The 21,827-nt window shown below is 68.0% G+C and carries 21 protein-coding genes and 1 pseudogene; 8 read left to right on the top strand and 14 right to left on the bottom strand.

Going from position 1 to position 21,827, the window contains the following annotated elements; all coding sequences use genetic code 11:
• Positions 1 to 46 precede the first annotated feature (46 nt).
• Together AAID08_RS09445 and AAID08_RS09440 are read left to right on the top strand one after the other, a co-directional pair.
• A complete protein-coding gene (locus tag AAID08_RS09445; protein WP_240806413.1) occupies positions 47 to 2,020 on the top strand; it encodes an EAL domain-containing protein in 1,974 nt (657 codons plus the stop codon).
• A gap of 164 nt (positions 2,021 to 2,184) precedes the next feature.
• A complete protein-coding gene (locus tag AAID08_RS09440) occupies positions 2,185 to 3,567 on the top strand; it encodes a sensor histidine kinase (protein WP_395757554.1) in 1,383 nt (460 codons plus the stop codon).
• Here the strand turns inward: AAID08_RS09440 and AAID08_RS09435 are convergent.
• Entirely contained in the window at positions 3,549 to 4,199 is a 651-nt protein-coding gene (locus tag AAID08_RS09435; RefSeq protein WP_231132862.1) for a response regulator transcription factor, read from the bottom strand. The genes AAID08_RS09440 and AAID08_RS09435 overlap by 19 nt on opposite strands.
• On the opposite strand from AAID08_RS09435, the gene AAID08_RS09430 reads away from it, so the two are divergent.
• The gene (locus tag AAID08_RS09430; RefSeq protein ID WP_240317403.1) at positions 4,089 to 4,496 is read left to right on the top strand and encodes a hypothetical protein; all 408 of its coding nucleotides are present in this window, start codon (positions 4,089 to 4,091) and stop codon (positions 4,494 to 4,496) included. The genes AAID08_RS09435 and AAID08_RS09430 overlap by 111 nt on opposite strands.
• On the opposite strand, the gene AAID08_RS09425 is transcribed toward AAID08_RS09430, so the two are convergent.
• Positions 4,488 to 5,975, bottom strand: coding sequence for a YdiU family protein (locus AAID08_RS09425; protein WP_064523260.1), 1,488 nt, complete (start codon positions 5,973 to 5,975; stop codon positions 4,488 to 4,490). The two genes, AAID08_RS09430 and AAID08_RS09425, sit on opposite strands and share 9 nt — an antisense overlap.
• A complete protein-coding gene (locus AAID08_RS09420) occupies positions 5,972 to 6,343 on the bottom strand; it encodes a DUF2069 domain-containing protein (RefSeq protein WP_054503895.1) in 372 nt (123 codons plus the stop codon). Before AAID08_RS09420 ends, AAID08_RS09425 begins: the two co-directional genes overlap by 4 nt.
• Positions 6,344 to 6,360: 17 nt before the next feature.
• Here AAID08_RS09420 and AAID08_RS09415 point away from each other — a divergent pair, with 17 nt between their 5' ends.
• Entirely contained in the window at positions 6,361 to 7,674 is a 1,314-nt protein-coding gene (locus AAID08_RS09415) for a YihY family inner membrane protein (RefSeq protein WP_054503896.1), read from the top strand.
• 31 nt (positions 7,675 to 7,705) lie between these two features.
• Positions 7,706 to 8,164 (top strand): CBS domain-containing protein, encoded by a 459-nt coding sequence (locus AAID08_RS09410; RefSeq protein ID WP_006387928.1) that lies wholly within the window; start codon positions 7,706 to 7,708, stop codon positions 8,162 to 8,164.
• A gap of 108 nt (positions 8,165 to 8,272) precedes the next feature.
• Here AAID08_RS09410 and dusA read toward each other — a convergent pair whose 3' ends face one another.
• Complete coding sequence (dusA, locus tag AAID08_RS09405; RefSeq protein WP_244976920.1) at positions 8,273 to 9,253, bottom strand: tRNA dihydrouridine(20/20a) synthase DusA; 981 nt, start codon at positions 9,251 to 9,253, stop codon at positions 8,273 to 8,275.
• Between the two features lie 221 nt (positions 9,254 to 9,474).
• Here dusA and AAID08_RS09400 point away from each other — a divergent pair, with 221 nt between their 5' ends.
• Entirely contained in the window at positions 9,475 to 10,443 is a 969-nt protein-coding gene (locus AAID08_RS09400; RefSeq protein WP_395757553.1) for a homoserine kinase, read from the top strand.
• 65 nt (positions 10,444 to 10,508) lie between these two features.
• Positions 10,509 to 11,312: a BPSS1780 family membrane protein gene (locus AAID08_RS09395; protein WP_064523254.1), complete on the top strand. Its 804-nt coding sequence runs from the start codon at positions 10,509 to 10,511 to the stop codon at positions 11,310 to 11,312.
• 6 nt (positions 11,313 to 11,318) lie between these two features.
• Here AAID08_RS09395 and AAID08_RS09390 read toward each other — a convergent pair.
• The 10 genes and pseudogenes from AAID08_RS09390 to AAID08_RS09345 form a co-directional block, all read right to left on the bottom strand.
• Positions 11,319 to 11,483, bottom strand: a pseudogene (locus AAID08_RS09390) (DUF192 domain-containing protein); the annotation flags it as partial.
• 65 nt (positions 11,484 to 11,548) lie between these two features.
• Positions 11,549 to 12,205 carry a type II secretion system F family protein gene (locus AAID08_RS09385; RefSeq protein WP_395757552.1) on the bottom strand — a complete coding sequence of 219 codons (657 nt, stop codon included), beginning with the start codon at positions 12,203 to 12,205 and terminating at the stop codon, positions 11,549 to 11,551.
• A 261-nt stretch (positions 12,206 to 12,466) separates the two neighbouring features.
• The gene (locus AAID08_RS09380) at positions 12,467 to 13,312 is read right to left on the bottom strand and encodes a type II secretion system F family protein (RefSeq protein WP_175142925.1); all 846 of its coding nucleotides are present in this window, start codon (positions 13,310 to 13,312) and stop codon (positions 12,467 to 12,469) included.
• Positions 13,309 to 14,970 (bottom strand): ATPase, T2SS/T4P/T4SS family, encoded by a 1,662-nt coding sequence (locus tag AAID08_RS09375; RefSeq protein WP_395757551.1) that lies wholly within the window; start codon positions 14,968 to 14,970, stop codon positions 13,309 to 13,311. The genes AAID08_RS09380 and AAID08_RS09375 overlap by 4 nt, the downstream gene beginning before the upstream one ends.
• Before the next feature lie 4 nt (positions 14,971 to 14,974).
• Positions 14,975 to 16,336, bottom strand: a complete 1,362-nt coding sequence (locus AAID08_RS09370; RefSeq protein ID WP_395757550.1) for a type II and III secretion system protein family protein — start codon at positions 16,334 to 16,336, stop codon at positions 14,975 to 14,977.
• On the bottom strand, positions 16,333 to 17,223 hold the full coding sequence (gene cpaB, locus AAID08_RS09365) for a Flp pilus assembly protein CpaB (RefSeq protein WP_395757549.1): 891 nt from the start codon (positions 17,221 to 17,223) through the stop codon (positions 16,333 to 16,335). Before cpaB ends, AAID08_RS09370 begins: the two co-directional genes overlap by 4 nt.
• Entirely contained in the window at positions 17,163 to 17,822 is a 660-nt protein-coding gene (locus AAID08_RS09360) for a hypothetical protein (protein ID WP_395757548.1), read from the bottom strand. The genes cpaB and AAID08_RS09360 overlap by 61 nt, the downstream gene beginning before the upstream one ends.
• Positions 17,823 to 17,932: 110 nt before the next feature.
• Positions 17,933 to 18,535, bottom strand: a complete 603-nt coding sequence (locus tag AAID08_RS09355) for a TadE family protein (RefSeq protein WP_395757547.1) — start codon at positions 18,533 to 18,535, stop codon at positions 17,933 to 17,935.
• Positions 18,532 to 19,950, bottom strand: coding sequence for a hypothetical protein (locus AAID08_RS09350; RefSeq protein ID WP_395757546.1), 1,419 nt, complete (start codon positions 19,948 to 19,950; stop codon positions 18,532 to 18,534). The genes AAID08_RS09355 and AAID08_RS09350 overlap by 4 nt, the downstream gene beginning before the upstream one ends.
• Entirely contained in the window at positions 19,947 to 20,177 is a 231-nt protein-coding gene (locus tag AAID08_RS09345; protein WP_006393994.1) for a hypothetical protein, read from the bottom strand. Before AAID08_RS09345 ends, AAID08_RS09350 begins: the two co-directional genes overlap by 4 nt.
• Before the next feature lie 509 nt (positions 20,178 to 20,686).
• Here AAID08_RS09345 and AAID08_RS09340 point away from each other — a divergent pair.
• A complete protein-coding gene (locus AAID08_RS09340; RefSeq protein ID WP_254603863.1) occupies positions 20,687 to 21,823 on the top strand; it encodes an acyltransferase in 1,137 nt (378 codons plus the stop codon).
• Positions 21,824 to 21,827 lie beyond the last annotated feature (4 nt).

The raw sequence follows: 21,827 nt of genomic DNA, 5'->3' as shown, positions 1-21,827 counted from the left end.
GCACGGCACCGGCAACGGTGCGGGCCACGAAGGGAACCTCTAATCCATGTCCACACTACGCCGGCTGATCCTCTGCACCGCTCTCCTGACTGCCTTCATCCTGCTTGGCGCACAGGCGTTGGGGATGCTGGCCGCCCACCGTTATCTGAACACCCAGTTGGCCCAGCAGGGCCAGGCCGGCGCCAGCGCGCTGGCCTGGGCGCTGTCGCACGACCCGGGAGGCGTGCAGGACAAGCGTCAGTTGGCCGACGAGCTGTTCGGGGCCGGCATGTATGCGCTGGTGCGCATTTCCGGTGAGAACGGGGACACGGAGGCCGAACGCCGCGAACCCGCGCAGAAAGGGCAAGCCGGGGCTGCGCGCGACTGGCGCGACACCTGGCTATCCATGGACGCCCCCGCGGCCACCCGCCCCTATCTGGGGCCGGATGGCCGGCGCCTGGGCACGGTCACGGTGCAGGCGGACGCGCGGCCGGCGCGCGACACCCTGTGGCAAGGCGGCGTCCGTGTCATCGGCCTGAGCCTGGCCGCTGGCGTGTTCTGGACACTGTTCGCCGCCAACCTGATGCGCTGGCTCGAGGCGAAGACCGGGCGGCACGGCCTGGGCCGCGCCGGCCCGCTGGCGCGGGGCGAAGCGGATAACCCGCAACCGCGCGGGCCCGCCGGCATCGACGAGGCGCTGATCGATGCCCAGCGCAAGGCCGCCGCCACGGTGCAGGAACAGAACGCCCGCATCGAATCGCTCGAAAGCGAAATCCAGCGCGACGCCGTCACCCGGTTGCCCAACCGCAAGTATTTCATCGACCACTTCCGCCAGGCGCTGACCGGCCAGGCGGCCGATACCGGCGGCCACATCCTGATGTTCCGGCAACGCGATCTGGCGCAGATCAACCGGCACCTGTCGCGCGCCTTCACAGACCAGTGGCTGCGCTCATCCGCCGACCGGCTGCGCAGGCTGGTGGACGCCAACGGCGGCGGCGCCATGACGCTGGCGCGGATCGGCGGTTCCGACTTCGCCCTGTTGATGCCGCGCACGTCCGCCCCCCAGGCCGGCCTGCTGGCCGAACGGGTCCGGCATGAACTGCGATCCTTGCGCGTGCCCATGGACAAGCACGGCTGGTGCCGCTGGGCGCTGGCGATGGCGGCCTTTACGCCCGACGACAACGTCAGCGACACGCTGGCCAGGCTCGATCACGCCCTGATGTGCGCCGAGAGCGCCGACGATGACCAGATCGCCCCCGCCAGCCAGGCGCCCGACAGTACCCGCATCGGCGAATACAGTTGGCACGATGCGCTCTCCACGGCCCTGGAACAGCACCGCTTCTCGTTGACGGTGCAGGCGCTGACGGACGTGCGCGGGGATGTGCTGCATTACGAAGCGAGCCTGACGCTGCACGATAGCCGCGGCGCCGATCCGGTGCCGGCCGCGATCTTCATGCCGCCCGCGGTGCGCCTGGGCCTATCGGCCGAATGCGACATCCAGGCCGTGCGCCTGGGCCTGGACTGGCTCTACACCCACGACGCCGCGCTGACGGTGCACGTATCGCGCGCCTCGCTGGCGCAGGCCGCATTCCTGTCGCGGCTGGAACGCATGCTGGCGGACCGGCCGGCCCTGTCCCCGCGGCTGATCGTCGAAACGGACGCGGGCGCGCTGGTGGAATTGGGCGACGAAATGCGCCAACTGTGCCGCATCGTCACCGCGGCCGGCGGCCGTGTCGGCCTGTCGCGCCTGTCACGGCAATTCGGCGCGATGGAACACCTGCACGAATACCCCCTCTCGTACGTCAAGCTGTGTGGCGGCTTCATTACCGGCATTCTGCACAGCCCGGGCAGCCAGCACCTGGCCGCGACCGTCGTGGCGACCGCCGCCTCGCTCGGCATGTCGGTGTACGCTGAGGACGTTCCCGACGACGCCACCCGCGCCACGCTTGAGAAAATCGGTGTCCACGCGATTCGCGGCGCTGTCGTAAACTTCGCCCGCGCGAACGACCACGCGCCTGACCAACAATGGGTTCCTAGTTGACGGAAGGATTGTTTCTTCGCACCCTTTGGCGCTCGCGCCAATGCCGCGCTGACCGCGCGGCCGCCCAGCGCGCAGCGCGCTCCGCGTGGCCCGTATGGCCGGCAGGCCTGCTCTTGTGGCCCGGCGCGGCACTGGCCGACGCGCCCGGCCACGCATCTGCCGATTTGCTGATCGGCCTTACCGCCGGCATCGCGCTGGCCTGCGCCGTAGCCAGCGCCATCGCCTGGCTCTACACCCGCGCCGTGATCTACGGCGCCGGCCTGGCCTTCGCGCTGGTCGAGGGCATCCTGCGCACCCAACCGACACTGTTCCCGGCGGGCGCGCTGCAGGCGGGCTCGTACGCGGCGTTGCTGGCCATGTCCGTTTCTCTCATCGCTGCGGGCCAGCCGGGCGCCGCGCGCCTGGCCACCGCCTGCCGCTGGACTTGCATCGGGCTGACCGGACTGGCGGCGCTGGCGCTGATCTTCGTCTATGACTCCGATGACGGCATGATGCCCACCCTGATCGCCGGCGCCGGAGCCGCCGCCAGCGTGGTGCTGGCGGCCTGGTTTCTGGCCGTCGCCGCCCGCCCCTGTCCGCGCCGCGCCGCGACGCTGGCGCTGGGCGCGGTACATCTGTCATCGGCCTGGATCCTGGCCCACGACGCCTGGTCCGGGTCGACGGACGGCGGGCCGGTGATGCCGCTGGCGCGGCTGCTCCTGGCGCTGGCCGCCTTGCTGCTGGCGGGACTGGAACGGCGGACGCAGGCGGATCCCGCCCGCCAGCAAACGGACGATGCCCAGCAGTTGGTCCAGGGCGAATTGCGGCTGGTGGAAATGACGGGCGCGCTGGACGCCCAACGGCAGATGAACGCCCTGATCTCCCACGAACTGCGCGCCCCGCTAGCCACCATCAGCGCGGCGGCGCAGTCCCTGGACATGATCCTGTCGGGCAGCGGTGAAGCCGTCGACAACCGGCTGGCGCGGATCCACCGCTCGGTGACCCGCATGACGGAACTGATGGAACAATTGCTGAACCAGGACCGGCTCGGCGAACAGGCCTGGACTCCGCGCGGCGAGCAGACCGACATGTCCGAGCTGGCGGTCGACGTCGTCGCGGCCATGCAACCCGATACCGCCCACGCGCTGCGGCTGCAGGCCGGCGGCGCGCCGCTGCCCGTCTATTGCGACCGCGCGCTGACGAGCGTGGTGGTGCGCAACCTCATCCACAACGCCATCAAGTACTCGCCCGCCAGTGAGCCGATCCGGATCGAGACGGGCGAAACCGAGGCGCAGGGCGTGCCGATGGCCTGGGTGGCCGTGACCGATCGCGGCCCCGGCATTGGCGTGGAGGAACAGGCCCGCATCTTCGAGCCGCGCTTTCGCCGCGCGGCCCATCGCGAAACCCAGGGCATGGGCATCGGCCTGTATCTGGCGCGACGCATCTGCCAGAGCCAGGGCGGCTCGCTGGTCATGCACAGCGAAGTGGGCGTGGGGACGCGTTTCGTCATCACCCTGCCCGCCCGGCCTCCCGAGCCCGATGCGCAGGCTCAGGCCGCGAACACGTAACCCTGGCCGCGCACCGACAGCACCGGCAGCTTCAGCCCGGCGCTCTGCGCCTTGGCGCGCAGCCGGCTCACCAGCACGTCGATACGCCGCAGCTCGAACCCGCCCGGGCTGTCCGGCAGGAACAGCTCGGCCAGGGCCTGTCGGCTGACCGCCGAACCGGCCGCATCCATCAACGCCATGAGAAAGGTCCGTTCCTGGGCGCTCAGGTGCAGCGATGCGCCGTCCGGCGCCACCAGGATCCAGCCGCCATCCTGCAGCGACCAGGAGGTGTCGGCAGCCGCCGCGCGGGTCTCGGCGTCGGCCGGACGCGGCGCCTTGGCCAGGCGCATGCGGCGCGCCAGGCTGCGGATGACGGAACTGAGCTCCAGCAGGTCGACGGGCTTGGTCATGTAGACATCGGCGCCGCCTTCCAGGCCGCGCACCCGGTCCTCGAGCGCGCTGCGGCCCGTCAGCATGACGATCCCCACCGGACTCAACGCGCGCAGGCGCGTCGCGACGGAAAAACCGTCTTCTCCAGGAAGATGGGCGTCAAGTATGACGATATCGCAGGGTTGCTCCTGCAAGCGACGGTAGAACGCCGCGGCATTGTCACAGGCGAACGCCACACGGAAACCGTACCCGCCCAGGCCCAACGCCAACTCCTCCCGGAAGTCCGCATCATCCTCAAGCAGGCCGATACACAGCAAACCATCTGCGCCAGGCATATTCAGAGTGCTTTTATATTGAAAATTGTCGACAAATGCCCCAGTGACAGGCATGCCATCCTGAGTGTCCCGCAGGCGACAATCTTACGACTTTTACAATGGAAACGAATGTTTGCAGAGAAAAAAACCGCGATTTTTCGTCTCAATGCGCCAATTTTCTGCGTTTTACGCCCTCAAAATGGCCGCTTTGTCATCAATACGCGCGCGCAGCGAACATCAGGATGAACAGCTCACCTCGATGCCGTTGGCCCAGTCCGGCGGCAGGCTGGCGTACTTTTCGTAGCCAGCGCGGGCCGTGAACGGCTCGCGCAGCAACGTCATCAGCGTCTCGATTTCGCCCGCGTCGCCCGTCTTGGCGGCGCGGATCGCCTCCTCGGCCAGGTGATTGCGCAATACATATAGGGGGTTGACCCGATTCATGGCCTCGGCCACCTCGGTCGCCGGACGTCCGTCCTGCGCGTGGCGCGCCAGCAGGCGATCGAGCCAGCCCGCGGCCGCCTCGCGGTCGATGAACAGATCCTGGAATGGCGCGCGGTTGCCAGACACAGCATCCGCCAGCCGCCGCCAGGCCAGCGTGAAATCGGCCTGGTTGGCGTCCATCAGCTTGAGCAGGTCGTCCAGCAGCGGCTCATCCGCCGGGCGCCAGGCCGCCAGGCCCATCTTGGCGCCCATGCGGTCATGAAACGCGCGCGTGAACACGCCCTCGAATTCGTCCAGCACCGCGCGCAGGGCGTCGACGTCCTGCACCAGCGTATGCAGGCTGCCGCCCAGCCGGTAGAGATTCCACAGCGCCACGGACGGCTGGCGGTTCCAGGAATAGCGGCCCTCGGAATCGGAATGGTTGCAGACATGGCCAAGCCGGAAGCCGTCCATGAAACCGTAAGGGCCGTAATCCAGGGTCAGCCCCAGGATGGACATGTTGTCGGTGTTCATGACGCCATGGCAGAACCCCACGGCCTGCCAGTCCGCCATCAGCAGCGCGGTGCGGCGGGTGACCTCGCGCAGCAGGCGCACGTAGGGCGCGGTGTCGCTTGGCGCCTCGCCGGCGGGCACGGCACGGCATTCGGGGTAGTAGCGGTCGATGACATAGTCGGCCAGCGTCTTGAGCAGGTCCGGCTGACGGCGCGAAGACCAGTGCTCGAACGAGCCGAATCGCACGAAGCTGGGCGACATGCGCGTCACGATGGCCGCCGTTTCCACGGTTTCGCGCCAAACCGGGTCGTCCGAGGCCACCAGCGCCAGTGCGCGGGTGGTCGGAATGCCCAGGCCGTGCATCGCTTCGCTGGCGAGGTATTCGCGCACCGACGAGCGCAGCACCGCGCGGCCATCGCCCATCCGCGAATACGGCGTCTTGCCGGCGCCCTTGAGCTGCAATTCCCAAGCCCCCGCCGGCCCCCGCACCTCGCCCAGCAGGTGGGCGCGGCCATCGCCCAACTGTCCGGCCCACACGCCGAACTGGTGGCCGCTGTAGACCGCCGCCAGGGTGTCGCCGCCTGGCAGCGGCTGCGCCCCGGAAAACACCCGCAGGAATTCCGGCGTCCGCAGCGCGGCCGGGTCCAGCCCGATCAACGCGGCGGCCTCGGCATTGGCATGCAGCAGCCGCGGATTGTTCAGCGGTTGCGGCTCCAGCCGCGTATAGAACGCGGCCGGCAGCGCCGCGAACGAGTTGACGGCTTGCAGTTCGGACAGGGAATGGGCGCTCATGCGCGTTGGCTCCTGGCGGCCCGCTTGGCCGGCCGCACGTAGAAAATGGCGCTGACGAAGAACAGCGTCGACAGCAGGATCTCGCCCCACGCCATCAATACCGACAGCGGCGCCGGATCCGACATGGCGCGCACCACGCCCTCCATCAGGTAGAGCAGCGACAGCATTGAGGCCCACTGATACGTATAGAGGTTGCCGCGCACGACGCCGCGCAGCGGCAGCACCAGCGGCAAGGCCTTGAGCAGCATCCAGGAACCGCCCGGGCGCAGCGGCGCCACCAGCGTTTCCCAGGTGACGCACAGCACGATCAGGGCGAACAGCGACACCGAGGCCGCCAGGCGCAAGCGGGGGTTGAGTTCAGGGTTCATGCTGCTATTATCGCCTGATGAACCGCCCCGCCGAGCCTGCCGCCGCCTCGCCGGCGGCCCCCGAGTCCCCGCCCCCGCGCGCATCGTGGGCGGCGCGGGTCGGGCGTGCCTTTGTCTTCACCGCGCAGCGCGCCGACGAGGAAAAGCTGCTGCAGGTCGCCTCCAGCCTCACCTTCACCACGGTGCTGGCGATCGTGCCGATGCTGGCCGTGGTGCTGTCGCTGTTCACGGCCTTCCCGGTGTTCCAGGAGTTCCGGGTAGCGCTCGAGGACTTCCTCGCCAACAGCCTGATGCCGCCGTCCGTCTCGGACAACATCATGGAGTACCTGAACCAGTTCGCCCGCCAGGCCTCGCGCCTGACCGCGATTGGCGGCGCGTTCCTGCTGGTGACCTCGCTGCTGCTGATCATGACGATCGACACGGCTTTCAACGACATCTGGCATGTCACCCGGCAGCGCCCGCTGCCGCAGCGGGCGCTGGTCTACTGGGCCGTCATCACGCTGGGGCCGGTGGTGGCCGGCGCCAGCCTCTGGGCCACCTCGTTCGTGGCGCGCGAATCGCTGGGACTGGTGCGCGACGTGCCGGAAATCGTCAGCGTGGCCATCTCGTTCATTCCGCTGGTGCTGACGGCCCTGGGCTTCGCCGCCCTGTTCATGGTGGTGCCGAACCGCCAGGTGCTGTGGCGCGACGCCCTCATTGGCGGCTGCGTCACGGCGATCGCGCTGGAAGTCATGAAGTCGGCCTTCGCCTACTACCTGACGCGGTTTCCCACCTATACCGTCATCTACGGCGCGTTCGCCACGCTGCCGATCTTCCTGTTGTGGATCTATCTGTCCTGGCTGGCGGTGCTGCTGGGCGCCACCCTGGCGGCCAGCGCGCCGCTGATCCGCCTGGGACGCTGGGAATTCAACCGTTATGCCGGCGCCCCCTTCGTCGATGCGCTGGACGTGCTGCGCGTGTTGCGCCGCGCCCAGTCCCGCACGCCCCCCGGCCTACCGGCCGGCCAACTGGCCTCGAAACTGAAACTGCACCAGGACGAACTGAACGATGTCCTGGAGACGCTGTGTGACATGAACCTGGTTACACGCACCCCGGACGATCTCTGGGTGCTAACCTGCGACGCCCGCGAGACCTCGCTGGCGCCGGTGGTGGACCGTTTCCTGCTCGATCGCGGCCAGCCGCGGGTGCGCGACGATGGTGAAATCCTGCGGGTCGCGGCAGCCGTGATTTCCCGGGAAAATGCGCCCGTGCTGGAAGAAGTCTGCGGAGAAGCGCAAAATACCGGAAATGGCGTCGCCCCGGTATTGCAGCTGGAAGCGAACAAGAAATAGCAATCAGGGCACCACCGCCCAGGAGAAACCGATGTTGAAGGTCAGCGAGATTCTGCGCGTCAAGGGAGACACGCTTTACACGGCATCGCCGGACATGCCCGTGTCCCAGGCCGTGCAAACCATGAGCGAGCAGGATATCGGCTCGCTCGTCATCATGGAATTCGGCACGCTGGTCGGCATGCTGACGTTCCGCGAGATCATCCGCCACATGCACGCGCATGGCGGCGCGGGCGAAACCACCATCCGTTCCATCATGGACGACGCGCCGGTCAGCGTATCGCCCAACACCAGCGCCGACGAAGTGCAGCGCCTGATGCTCGAAAAGCACGCGCGCTACATCCCGGTCATGGACGGCCCCACGCTGATGGGCGTGATTTCGTTCTACGACATGGCCCAGGCCATCGTGGCGGCCCAGCAGTTCGAAAACAACATGCTCAAGGCCTACATCCGCGACTGGCCCGCCGAAAGCGCGGAGTCGACCCAGTCCTGAGCCACCGGCGGGCGGCGTCATCGCCGGCCCGCGGCGATCGTCCAATGGACAACGCCCAGGCGACCTCGCGGCCGCCTGGGCGTTGTTGCATTCAGGAGGGAGGCGCGTTCAGACGCCCGCCGGCGCCGCCGCCAGCGCGGCGCCGCGTTCCGGCGGCGCATGCCGCTGGCTGCGCCAGGCGTCGTAGATCAGCGCGGGATCGTTCGCGGCCAGCAGCGCTGGATCCGACAACATGCGGCGCCAGCGCCGCGCGCCCGACTGGCCATTCACCAGTCCCAGCATGGGCCGCGTCATGACCCGTAGCGGCACGCCCCGCGCCACCTGGCGCGCGGCGTATTCCATCATCGCGTCGACCACCTGGGCATCGCTGGGCAGGCGCACCGACGGCCACAACTGCAGGGATACTTCGGACAACACCCGGGGCGTGTGCCAGGCCGCGCGGCCCAGCATCACGCCGTCGAAATCGGCGGCCGCGCGCACCGACTGCGCCGCATCGGCCAGCCCGCCGTTCAGCACGAACACGCAGTCCGGGAAGTCCCGCTTGAGCTGGCTCACCACGTCGTAGCGCAGCGGCGGAATCTCGCGATTGTCCTTGGGCGAGAGCCCCTTGAGCACGGCATTGCGCGCATGAGCGATGAACACCCGGCAGCCGGTGTCGTAGATCTTGCCGACGAAATCGCGCACGAAGGCGTACGACTCGTCATAGTCCAGCCCCAGGCGGTGCTTGACCGTCACCGGAATGTCGACCGCATCCTGCATCGCCTTGATGCAGTCGGCGACCAGGGCGGGCTCGGCCATCAGGCAGGCGCCGAAAGCGCCTTTCTGAACCCGTTCCGAAGGACAGCCGCAGTTCAGGTTGATTTCATCGTAGCCCCATTGCCGCCCCAACTTGGCCGACTGCGCCAGGGCGTCAGGCTCGCTGCCGCCCAGTTGCAACGCGACCGGATGCTCGGCCTCGTCGAAGTCCAGGTGACGCGCGACGTTGCCATACAGCAAGGCGCCGGTGGTGATCATTTCGGTGTACAGACGCGCGCGCGGCGCCAGCAGCCGGTGGAAATAGCGGCAATGCCGGTCGGTCACATCGATCATCGGGGCGACGCAAAGCCGCCAGTCGGGGGAGTCCAAGAATCACTCGTCAAAACAAGGGGATGCGGTATTTTACGGTGCTTGGCGGGATTCTGCCCGGCAAGCTGGCCGACGATAGCGCCGCCGCCGCGGGCCATGTGGTCTAAAATTGCGCCGCCGCCGCGCGCAAGCGAGCGCCCGCGCCCGTGGCACACGTCCGCCAACTCCCCTCTTCTCGTAGATCAATGGCCGTATTCACCCCCGTATCCGATGACGACGCACGCGCCCTGCTGGGGCATTTCGACCTGGGTGAGTTCGTCTCGCTGCGGGGGATCACGGCGGGTATCGAGAACACCAATTACTTCCTGTACACCAGCCGTGGCGAGTACGTGCTGACGCTGTTCGAAGTGCTGACGCAGGCCCAGTTGCCGTTCTATATCGAACTGATGTATCACCTGGCCAGCCGCGGCATTCCGGTGCCGCAGCCGCAGACGCTGCGCAACGGCACCCGCCTGACCACGCTGCACGGCAAGCCCTGCGCGATCGTCACACGCCTGCCCGGCGGCTACGAACCCGCCCCGGGCGTCGCCCATTGCGCCCTGGCCGGGGCCACCCTGGCCCGTGCCCACCTGGCGGCGCGGGACTTCCCGATCCAGCAGCCCAACCTGCGCGGCCTGTCCTGGTGGACCGAGACGGCACCCAAGGTTCTGCCATTCCTCGAAGCCGGCCAGGCGAAGTTGCTGCAGTCCGAGCTGGCCGCGCAACAGGCCGCGGCCGCCAGTCCCGCGTGGCAGGCACTGCCCGCCGGTCCCGCGCACTGCGACCTATTCCGCGACAACGTGCTGTTTGCCGGCACCTTCGAGGATCCGCTCATGGGCGGCATCATCGACTTCTACTTCGCCGGCTGCGACACCTGGCTGTTCGACGTCGCGGTCGGGGTGAACGACTGGTGCATCGAACGCGGCACGGGTGAATTTATCCCCGAACTGGTCGAATCCTGGCTCGATGCCTATGCCAGCGTGCGCCCGTTCACCGACGCCGAGCGCCAGGCATGGCCGCTGATGCTGCGTGGCGCCGCCCTGCGCTTCTGGCTGTCGCGCCTGTACGACTTTTTCCTGCCGCGCCCGGCCCAGACGCTCAAGCCGCACGACCCCCGCCATTTCGAAAGAGTGTTGCAAGCGCGCCACCGCCCCGGCCTGCCGGTATTGCCGTAATCGTTATGCCCCCCATAATTGGGGGTAGCACGTCCCTTATTGAGAGATCACTTCCCAAGAGAGCCATGCAAGCAGCATTCCTACCCGCGTCTTCCGGCTGGCAATGGGTTCGAGACGGCTTCCGTCTGTTCCGCAAGCAACCCCTGGCCATGTACACCTGGGCGCTGGTCAACAGTCTCCTGGTCATTTTTGCCTTCGCGGCGCAGATCGTCGGTCCGATCCTGTTCATTGCCCTCATGCCGTCGGTCACGCTGATGAGCCTGGCGGCCTGCAAACACGTCGAGGCAGACCGCGTCATGCTGCCCTCGATGTGGGCCAAGCCGCTCAAGCAGCCGGGAGTGTTCCGCAAGCTGTTCCTGATGGGCCTGCTGTACGCGGCCGTCAGCCTGGCGGCCGGGCTCGCCACCTTCCTGCCGTTCTCGGCCGCCTTTTCGGAAGGCATGCGCATCGCGTCCATCGAAAACAGCATGGAACCCGTCCTGATGGCCTTGCGCGCCCCGCTCATCATTTTCACGATTCTCTACATCGTGATCGCGGCGCTTTTCTGGTATGCGCCGGTACTGGTCGCCTGGCACGGCTTGCGACTGACGCAGGCGCTGTTCTTTTCCGGCATCGCCTGCTGGCGCAACAAGTGGGCCTTCCTGGTTTATGCCGCCACCTGGGTCCTGATCGCCCTGTTCCTGGACCTGTGCTCCGGGCTGCTGGTCGCCCTCGGCCTGTCGCCACAATTGGCCAGCACGCTGCAGATCCCGTTCACGATCGCCGCGGCAGGCGTGTTCTATTGCAGCTTCTACCCGTCGTATACCTCCGTGTTCGGCATCAACAGTCCCAGCCCGAATCTCGACAACGGCCACGGCGCCCAGGCATAACGCCACCCGGCAGGGCGCCAGCGCCCTGCACACCTTCACCACCCGCCGATCGCGCGCCACGAACACCACGTCGATGGGATGGCGCATGCCAAAGGTATGCACCGCCCGGCAAGGCGCCAACAACAGGCCTGAACGCGGCCCCGGGGGCCGGCGCCCCAGCAATCCGCGCATCCGGCCTGGCCAGCTCCCGACCCGCAGCAGCCGCAACCGTGCCCGGGGCCACGGCAGGCGGGCGCTCACCAAGTCCCCTGCAGCAATCGCGCGGCGATGGGAAACGCCAGCACGATGAACGTGCACGGAAAGATGCAGCCTATCAACGGCAACAGCATCTTCACCGGCGCCTGCAGCGCCAGTTGCTCGGCGCGCCACTGGCGCTCGCTGCGGCATTGCCTGCTCTGCGCCCGCAATACCGGCCCCAGGCTGATACCGAGTGCATCCGCCTGGGCCAGGGCCGCGGTCCACTGGCGTACCAGCGGAATGCCGCAGCGATCCGCCATGGCCTGCAGCGCGGCGGCCCGGGACACGCCGGCGCGCATGTCCGCCAGCGCCTCGCCCAGGACGTCGCGCAGCGGCCCGCGGGGACCGTTCGTGGCGGCCATTTGCAAGGCGCCATGCGTGCTCAGGCCGGCCTCGACGCACAAGACCATCAGTTCGAGGACGAACGGCAAACCCTGTTCGATCCGGCGCTGGCGTTCCCGTATCCGGCCTCGGAGCCATATTGCCGGCTGCACGCCCGCCATGAGCGCGCCGGCGACGGCCCCCGCGATGTAGTAGCCAATGGCCAATGCATCCCTCGGCGGCGCTCCGGCCAACATGCCACTGCCTCGCAACGCCAACATCGCCAGGCCCGCGAACGCGGTCCCCGCCATTGCGGCCGCCAGACTCAGCGCCATGATGTGCTCGCCGTGCACGGTCGCAGGCAGCCCCGCCCGGGCGGCCATCGCGGCCAGGCGTGTCCGCCAGGTTCGCGGACAAAACCGTCCCACCGCTGGCGCCGTCCACGCGAGCCCGGGCCAGGCCAGACGCCACCACTCCGGCAAATTGGCGACTGCCGGCATGCCGCGTCCGCTGGAGCGCAAAACCCGCCACGCGCATAGCGCTCCGCCCAGCGCAAGGACAACCATGTCCAGATATCGCCACATCACCGCCCTCTCTTAAAAATCGATCCGAACGATCCGCCGGATCAGCAGGACGCCCGCGGCTTCCAGCGTCGCCAGCAGGGCGAGCACCATCCAGCCTTGCCTCGTATGCCAGAGCAACGCCATGCTGTCCGGCTCCAAGCGGTCCAGCACCGCGAGCAGCAACACCGGCAAACCGCCGACGATCCAGGCCTGCATGCGGCCCTGCGAAGTCAGGGCCCGCACTTTCGCTTGCCACTGCAATCCCGCCCGCACCGCCTGCGCGATACCGTCGAGCGCCTCGGCCAGGTCGCCGCCGGATTGCGCGGCGACACGCATTGCCACCACCACGAGTGTGGTCGAATCAGCCGCCATCCGCGTGTTCAGATGTTCCAGCGCCTCGTCCCAAGCCACGCCCAGCCGCTGCTCGCGCAGCACCAGCGCAAACTCCTGCGCCAGCGGCGCATCGCCCTGAGCCACCACCTGCCGCAACGCGGGCGTCAAGGCGATGCCGGCGCGCAGGGCCGAGGCCAGCATCAGCAAGGCCATCGGCAGTTGCTGTTCGAAGCGCCGGATACGCCGTCGTCGCCAGGCGTCCATCAACACGCGCGGCGCCCGCAGGACCAAAGCTGCCGCCAATAACGTGCCGCCGGCGCTGGAGGTGACCATGAAGGCCACCGCCGCCACGAGGACCGACAGCGCCATCGCGCCCGTCCATAGCCATGCCGGGTCGACATACAGGAACAACTCGCCGAGGCGCCCTTGCGCCTCGTGCGTGTAATGCTCGCGCCAGCGCCGCAATACCGGTGCGAGCCAGCACTGCACGCTCCAGGCCAATGCCGTGCCGCACACCGTCGCCGCCAGAGCGGCGAGCCAGATCACGACGAACGCGCCGCGCAAACGGCGTCCGCGGCCCCCCCGTCAACGGCGAACCAGGAAACATCCAGGCCGTGGCCCGCCTCCTGCCATGCCTGCGCGAAGCTGGGCACGACCCCGCATCCGGCGAACCCGCCATGACGCTCATGCCGGAACAGTTCCTGCAACTGGATGCGCCCGCTCTCCATACCGGTGACTTCGGCGACGGACACCACCACGCGCCGCCCGTCGGACAATCGCGCCTGCTGCACGATGATGTCGATGCTGGCCGCGATGTGCTCACGCACGACGGCCAGTGGCAGATCCAGCCCTGCCATCAGCACCATCGACTCCAGGCGAGCCAGCGCATCCCTGGTGGAATTGGCGTGCAAAGTGGTCAAGGAGCCTTCGTGCCCGGTATTCATGGCCGTCAACATGTCGAAGGCCTCGGCGCCGCGGCACTCCCCGACCACGATCCTGTCCGGCCGCATGCGCAGCGCATTGCGCACCAGTTCGCGGATATCTATGCGCCCGCGCCCCTCCTGATTGGATGGCCTGGCCTCGAGCGACACCAGATGTTCATGGCTCAACCGTAGTTCCGCCGCGTCCTCGATGGTGACGATGCGCTCGCCTTCCGGGATTTCGTTGGACAGAACGTTCAGCAGCGTCGTCTTGCCCGCTCCCGTTCCGCCTGAGACCAGCAGGTTCTTGCGCAGGCGTACGCATCCGGTAAGGAATTGCGCCATGGCCTCGCTGAGCGTGCCAGCCGCCAACAGGTCCGCCATCTCCGGCCGGCGCTTCGGGAATTTGCGGATGGTCAGGCTCGCGCCTTTCAATGCAACCGGGGGAATGATGGCGTGCACCCGGGATCCGTCGGGCAACCGCGCGTCCACCATGGGCGAGCTTTCGTCGATGCGGCGCCCCAACGGAGTAACGATGCGCTCGATGACCCGGCGCACCGACTGTTCGCTGGTGAAGGCTGCGGCATGGCGCCACAGCCGGCCATCGCGCTCGACGTAGATTTCGTCATGCCGATTGACCATGATCTCGGTGACATCCGGCGCCGCCAACAATGGTTCCAACGGCCCCAGCCCGACCGCTTCGTCCAGTACCTCGCGGCACAGGGCCTCCCGGTCGATGGCCAGCGGCAATCCGGCATCCTCGGCCACGATCAGCGTCAACAGGCGCGTGGCTTCGGCGCGCAGCGAGGCGTCGCTCATACCCGCCACATCGCGCCGGCGAAGGTCCAGCGCGCCCAGCAGCGCGGCGTGCAGCCGGCGGCGCCATTGCAGGGAGGGCGACGACGGGACAAGCAGGCGTATCGCTGCTGCCTCCCGCACGGGGGGTGACGGCGGAGGTGACGCCGCAGGCACTGCCGCGTTGCGCTCGTCGTCGTGCGTGACGGGCGCCACCTTCAAGCGGCAGGGACCGATCAGGATCTCGTCGCCCGCCCCCACCGGCACATGGCTCGCCACGCGCAGGCCGTTGACGAAGGTGCCGCCAAGCGCACCGAGATCCTCGAGCACGACCGCCGACGCTTCGCGCCGCAGCCGCGCATGCTGGCGGCCTACGCGCCAATTGGCAATGCGCAGGTCGCAGTGGACGCCGCGGCCGATCAGCACGGGCGCCGCAGCCACGATTCGTCGCGTGGCCGCGTCATCAACAGTCATCTGGATTTCAAGCATGGTGCTACTCCTGGTTGGCCGGCGCGGGCTTCGGCTCGTCATCGTCCCACTGCGACCCCGCCCCGGCGCGGGTGTTCCAGCCCGCGGTCGCGCGCGACGCGGTTCCCAACCGGGACGGTTGCGGAAATGCGGCGTCAACCAGCGCGTGCGCACGCCGCACCCGATCCGCCATGGCGGGCTCGTCGCGCGACACGATCTGCGGGGTTACAAAAATCGCCAGCTCGGTCTCGCGCAGTTGGTAACGCCGCGACGAGAACAGCGCGCCCAGAATCGGGATGTCTCTCAAGCCGGGAATGCCACTGGCATCGTCAGCGCGCTCGCGCGACAGGAAGCCGCCGATGACCAGCGTGTCGCCGGAGCGCACGTTGAATTCGGTGGAAGCCCGGCGTGTCCGCAGCGCCGGCCCGCCCGCGGCGGTCAGCGCCATGTCGACGGAACTGGCCTCGACCTCGATCAGCGAGCGAATGACGCCATTGCGATCGATGCGCGGCGTGATCCGCAACGATACGCCGTAGGGTTTGAACAGCGTCGTCGGATTGCCGCGCGAGTCGGTCGAGACATAAGGCACCTCGCCACCCGCCAGGAACGTTGCGCTGGCGCCGCTGCGAGCCAACAGTTGCGGCTGCGCCAGCATGACGGCCTCGCCGCTCTGGGCCAGCGCGGCAATACGGGCCGACAACAGCGCATTGACGCCGAAGTAGCCTGCGGCGGATGACAACGGCGCCGGCGCTTGGACCACCTGCTCGCCGGGCCGCGCCATGCGGCCAAGCGACCCGGCATCCCATGCCAGCGCGGCGTTCAGGCCACCCTGCGTCGTGCCGTCCCAGCGGACCCCGAGCTCGCGCAACCTCGACGAGGGGATCTCCACTACCTGCACGTCCAGCAGCACCATGCTGTCCCACCCCACCTGGCCCGTGAAATCGACGACCTCGGGATAGCGCTGCGCCAACGCGGCGATACGGTCACGGTCGTCATCGGACAGGTCATCCCCCTCGATCACGATGCGTCCGCCCACCACCGAACTGCGGGCCCTGGGAATGCGCGACAACAGGGATTCGATTTCCGCCCGCAACCGCGGAGCCCCCGCCGGCACCACTTCGACCGCGTAGGTCTTGACGCCGCCGTCGGCCCACACCTGGACCGACGACATACCTTCGGCGCGTGCGAAAACCACAACCTCGCGACCCGCGGTGGCGACGGCGCTGAGCACCTCGCCATTGCCGATGGCCACCTGGGTCACGCCGGGCGCCGCCAACACGCGGCTTTCCCCGACTTGCATGTCGAGCGCCTGCCCGGCGGACCATGCGGGAAATACGACTGTCCACAGGCACACTGCGGACAGCGCCGCGATCATTCCGACGTTCATGGAAATTCCGATTCAAGGTCCGTTGACGAGACGATCGCTGCATCCGCCCCTTCGCCCAGGCGATCGCCATACAGGATGACCACCCGCGGCGCCGGCCGGGACTTGCGACCGCCATCCAGCAGCGACATCAATTCAGCTGGCGGCATGGCCTCGCTGGCCACGGCATCGGCCGCGTTCCGCAACACGGCGGTCAACGTGCCAGCCTGTCTGGCCATGAGGTAGCTAGCGATCTGATCCGCCGATGCCGCCAACGTGATCGGAGGGTTTGCATCGACCGCGGAGGCATCGGTCGCGGCCAGCACCCGCACGCCTCGCAACACGGGCACGACCGCGCCCGGGCCGCGGCGCGGCAGCGTCAGATATACATCGATGGCGTCTCCGGCCCGCAACGTCGCGGCCAGGCTTCCGAGATCGGCGGCCTGCGCCACGAAGGCGCGCTGGCCCGCCTCGAGCCGCGACGCCAACGATGGCTTGACCAGGGAATCCGCAGCGGCGAGGCAGCCATTGAGCACCAGTTCGCCGCCAGTGAGCGCTCCCGCCAGCCGCATGCCCAGCACGCTGTCGATGGCGCCAGGCTCGAGGCTGCTCGCCGGCGCCCACTGCCCCGGAATGTCACGCACAGCGAGATGCCGCTCCTCCAGCACCGTGCCGGCTGCCAGATCGTGCGCGGCGACCAGGCGACTGACCAGCGGAACACGTCCCGCTGCTTCCAGGTCTTCGACACGCTGGCGCACATGTTCACGCACTGCCCAGGCGGACAACAGGCCGGCCGCCAACGCCAGCGCGAAGATGGCTATCTGGCGCGCACCAGGCACGACTCGGCGGGTCATGGCGCCCACCGCCGTATCCACAAACCACTGCCGCCATCCAGCGGTGTCAACATCCATTGCAAGCGCGCGCCGCGCTGCTGCCATGATTGCCAGGCGACGGCCCAACCCCTATCGAGCTCCTGCCAACCCGCGCGCAGCAATCCCTGCCGCAACACCGGCGCCAGACGCGACGGCGCAAGAAAATGGCGCCATATCGACTCAACGACAGTCCCCCGCCCTTGCCGCACGGTGAAATCCAGCATCGGCTGCGCATCGGCCGGCAGCCAGTCGGGCACGTCAGTGACGACGGCCGCCACCGGAGTGATCGACGAAACGCTTCCGATGCTGCGACCGCCCTCAGGGCTGCCCAATTGCGCCACCCAAAAGGCGCCGCCGACCCAGCCGGACAGGATCGCCTGTCCCTGCCGTATCTGCAGATCGCTGAATGCGGGTTGCTGGCGCGACAAGACTTTGATCAATTCCGGCACATCGACGGGCGCATCGAATACCAATGCCTGCATCGGCGCGCCATTCAGCCACATGCGATCCGCCAGGGGTTCGACCCGAGAACCGGGAGGGAAGCGCAATCCGGCCAAAGATGCCGGGTTCGATGACGCGAGGCCGGCCTGCGTAGCGGCTCCGGCGAAGGCCACCGGCCACGCCAGCGCCACCCACATGATCAATATCGAGGCGCCCCGTACGCACGGCGTAGAGCGCCGGTGCGCGCCGCGCGACCGCCCGCGGCCTGAAGGGCCATGCCAATGCCCGCCGGGGAATGGCCGCGCACTCATCGGGTCGCCCTCTCGCTTCCTGCCAATCCTTCCGCAGGCACCACGTCGACCCAGGAAGACAGCCAATCCAGGGAAAGCGCCGGCCGCTGCCAGGGGCCATCCGCGATCATCAACTGATCGCTGATCTCGTGGGCCAGCGACCGGGAGCGCTCCGCAGCCTGCGCCCAGGAAATCGCCGCCGCGCCGATACGGCGACGCAAATCGTCGTCGCCGTCCGCGTTGCCGGCGCCTGCTGCGACACGGATGCGCCGCTCGATACGCAGCGCGCGCCAAGGTCCTACGCCCGCCACGTCGGCGTGTGCTGTAACCGACACCGAGCGGGCCTCGGCACCCAGCCACTCAGCCAGCAAAGGCGCCAATCGCGGATCCCCTGCATCGACCGACGGCCCGGCCAGAACGAACGATCCAGATTGCGCGGGAACAATCCCGCCCGCGGCGGCGACCATCGCGGTCGAGCGGCTTGCAACGCCAACCTGTTGCGCGGTGAACAGCAACTGCCCCAGCCACGCCACCGCCATGAAGGAGAGGATCAACACGGGCAGCAAAGCCAACGCCTCGACCAACGCCTGGCCGCTTTGCCATACTGCAAGAGTTTTCATGGCGCCTCCCGGGCCCGCAGGGCCTCTTCAGCCGTCACCGAAGCCAGCCGGGCCTGCCAATACGGGAGAAACAGCGTCGGCGGTTCCTCGGGATCGCCGGGATGCGGCTCGGGTCGCGCGAAGTAGGTCTCGGCAGCACTGGTGACCCTCAACCACGCACCCGGACCGGCGCTCGCGCCGCGAGGCGTGCGCACAGGCGCTGCGAAGTCCACATGCCCGAGCCCACCGCGCGCCGCGCTGACCGCCACGGCAAATCGCAGGGGCTCTGCGCCTCGCGCGCTTGCCACCTCGTAATAACCAGGCAAACCCGATCCGGGCCAAGGCCGCAGTTGCGCCATGGCACGGGAATTGGCCAGAGGATTACCTGTGCCGCCACGGAGGTCCCAGGTGGTGGACCGCCTCACCCAGTGCCAGAAGTCCTGGGATGTGAAATTGTCAGGCGGATTCTCGACATACTCCAGCCCATCCGGGCCCGTGGATCCGGGCGCCGACACCACGCCCCAGCCCATCGCATATTCGCGGTAGTAACACCCCGCCCAACGGTTGAAGCGCTGGGAATGGAACGACTGCGTATCCACCGCGCCCCAGCGCCCGTCTGCACCGAGCCAGGTGGCGCCACGGCGACGCAGTTGATGCCGCGCCAGCGGACACTGCGCATTCACGGTCGCGGAACTGACGCGCGTCGCATCACGGCCCGCGAGAAAGCCGTAACGCCCAACGGCCAGCTCGACGGCCGAACGCAGGGCGCTACCGGGCAACGCCGCGCGACGCTGGAGAAATTGCGGCCAGCCATCGCTCAACAGGCGGATCGTCGGCATGTCGGCCGCGGCCCGCGCCGATCCTGTCCGCGGCGCCGCGCCTGCCGCCGAATAGTTTTCGCGCAGCACAGCCCGCATGAGGCGATCGCGCGCAGCAGGCAACTCCGCCACCGCCGAAGCGGCCCCCGCCTCGAGCACCTGGTGCACGACACGGTCATGCTCGGCATAGGCGCGCATCAACGCCGCCTGCGCTCCCGGTGCGGCGCGTGCCGCGCCATAAGCCAGTCCGATGTCACGACCGAACAGCGTGGACAGCAGGCGCGCGGGCGGATTGTTACGCCCGCGTTGGTCGGCAAGCGTGTGCGCGAACGACAGCGACGCCCCCAGCGTGACCAGATGCGCCATCGCGATCTGATGGGCGATCTGCGTGCGATTCGCATAAGCCAGGAAATTCAGCTGACGGGCCTGCTCCAGCGCGCCGCTGTAGGCCGCGGCATCCGCGGCGTGGATCAAGTGCGCCCGCGCCTCGACGGTGCGCCCCAGCGTATACAGCATGACCAGCGCCGCCGAGACCGTGGCCGCGAGCATCACGCCCAGCATCAACGCCTGGCCTCGTTGAACGGTGCGCGGCGCCGCGCGCGTCGCCAGGCCCGTCATTGATCCGCCGCCGCATTGCCCGTGAAGGACTTGAGCGAACGCGCCTTGGTCTGGCCCGCCGCCTTTTGCACCGCCAGTCTCGCGGCGTTCGACTGCGCGCTGCCGTCCTCGCCCGCCAGCTCCCGCGCCATGGCCGCCGTCTGCGACCGCACCACCTGGCCAAGCGACTGGTAGACGGCGATCGCCGCAACCGCCACCAGGGCCACGACCACGATGTACTCCGTCATGCCTTGTCCGGCTTGACGCTTCAGGTATCCCCACACTGTCGATCTCCGCTCGCGATGAATTGAGGGATCCAGTGTCGGTGGATGGGGAATGCGCAACAATTCGCGGATGCCGAGCTGGATGAATTCGTCCCAAGTCCTTGACGATCCGCCAGGCAACGGTCATTGCCGCGTCTCTCTCTCGCGAATGGCGCGGAGAAAATGTTGTAACCCTCTAATTTGTATCGGGTTTTCCCTATTGCCGCCCCTCTGGAGCGGCAGTAGATTGGACTTGCCGGGCTGTCTGACACCCATCGCGTGCGAAGCCGGGCAGGAGCGCCCCAGACTCATCTCGAGCTGGGGCGCTCTTCCATTGGCGGGCTGCGGCGCATCGCGGAGATTGCTTCCCCGCCATTACAAAATCTATACACAGTCGCCCAATCCCCTCACAGTGCGCTGGCTAGCATGGCGTCTTTCCGTATCCAGACTGATCGATGCCTGCTTTCGCCCCACCGCCCAGGGCCGAGCGCCCCGTGCGGGGCGCCTCCCGCAATCCCGCCATCGATGCCCTGCGGGGCATCTCGATCCTGAGCGTCGTGCTGCTGCACGTGCAGATCCACATCCCGCAGGAACAAAGCCTGCTGGGCAAGGTGCTACCCGCCGCCCTCTTCAATATCGTCTATCGCAGCGGCTATTACGGCGTCATCATCTTCTTCGTGATCTCGGGCTATCTCATCACCGGCGCGGCCATCGAGCGCTGGGGCTGCCTCGAAGCCGTCCGCTGGGGCGAGTTCCTGCGCCGCCGTTTCGCCCGCATCTATCCCTGCCTGCTGTTGCTGCTGGCATTGCTGGCCATACTGCATGCGATCGAGATGCCGGGATTCGTCATCGAGAACACCAGCCTGGCGCGCGCCATCATCAGCGCGCTGACGTTGCACCTGAATTGGCTGGAGGCGCAGGTAGGCTACCTGCCGGCGGCCTGGAACGTGCTGTGGTCGCTGTCCATCGAGGAAGTCTTCTACCTGGCCTTTCCCGCGATCTGCCTGCTGTCGCTGGCGGCGGGCCAGCGCGCGCTGGTCATGGTCTTACTGCTGTTCGTCGCGCTCGGGCCGTTCGCCCGCGTCGCCTTCACCAGCAACGCGATCTGGGCCGACCACGCCTACCTGGCCGGCATGGACGGCATTGCCATCGGTTGCCTGGCCGCACTGTATGCCGCGCGGCCCGCCGCCCGCGGCCGACCAGCCCGCAAGCTGTTACTGGTCGGCGCCACGCTGTTCGTGCTGGTTTTCTTCCTGCGCAAGGCCACCGGCATGCTGGGGCTCACCGCGCTGGGCCTGAATGTGACCGCGTTGGAAATCGGCGTGGCCTGCCTGCTGATCGGCTGGACCCGCAACCCTCGCCCGACGCGTCCCAACCCGCTTCTCGCCGCATTGCGATGGGCCGGCCAGAACAGCTACGAGATCTATCTGACGCACATGTTCCCGGTCCTGCTGCTGGCGGCGGCGTCCTGCCGCAACTCGGGAGGCGTCGTGTCGACCTGGTGGCGCGCCGGCGCGCTGACCGCCGCCAGCGTGCTGGCGATCCTGCTCTCGGCGATGCTGGGTGGGCTGGTGGCGCGCTATTACTCGACGCCTCTGCGCCGTTGGATCGCGGGAGCCAGAACGCCATGAGCGG

Origin of the sequence: Achromobacter sp. EB05 (assembly GCF_044232075.1) — a bacterium.
Lineage (GTDB): Bacteria > Pseudomonadota > Gammaproteobacteria > Burkholderiales > Burkholderiaceae_B > Achromobacter > Achromobacter dolens.
Note: the sequence above shows the minus strand (reverse complement) of the source record. Positions and strands in the feature narration are given on the sequence as shown.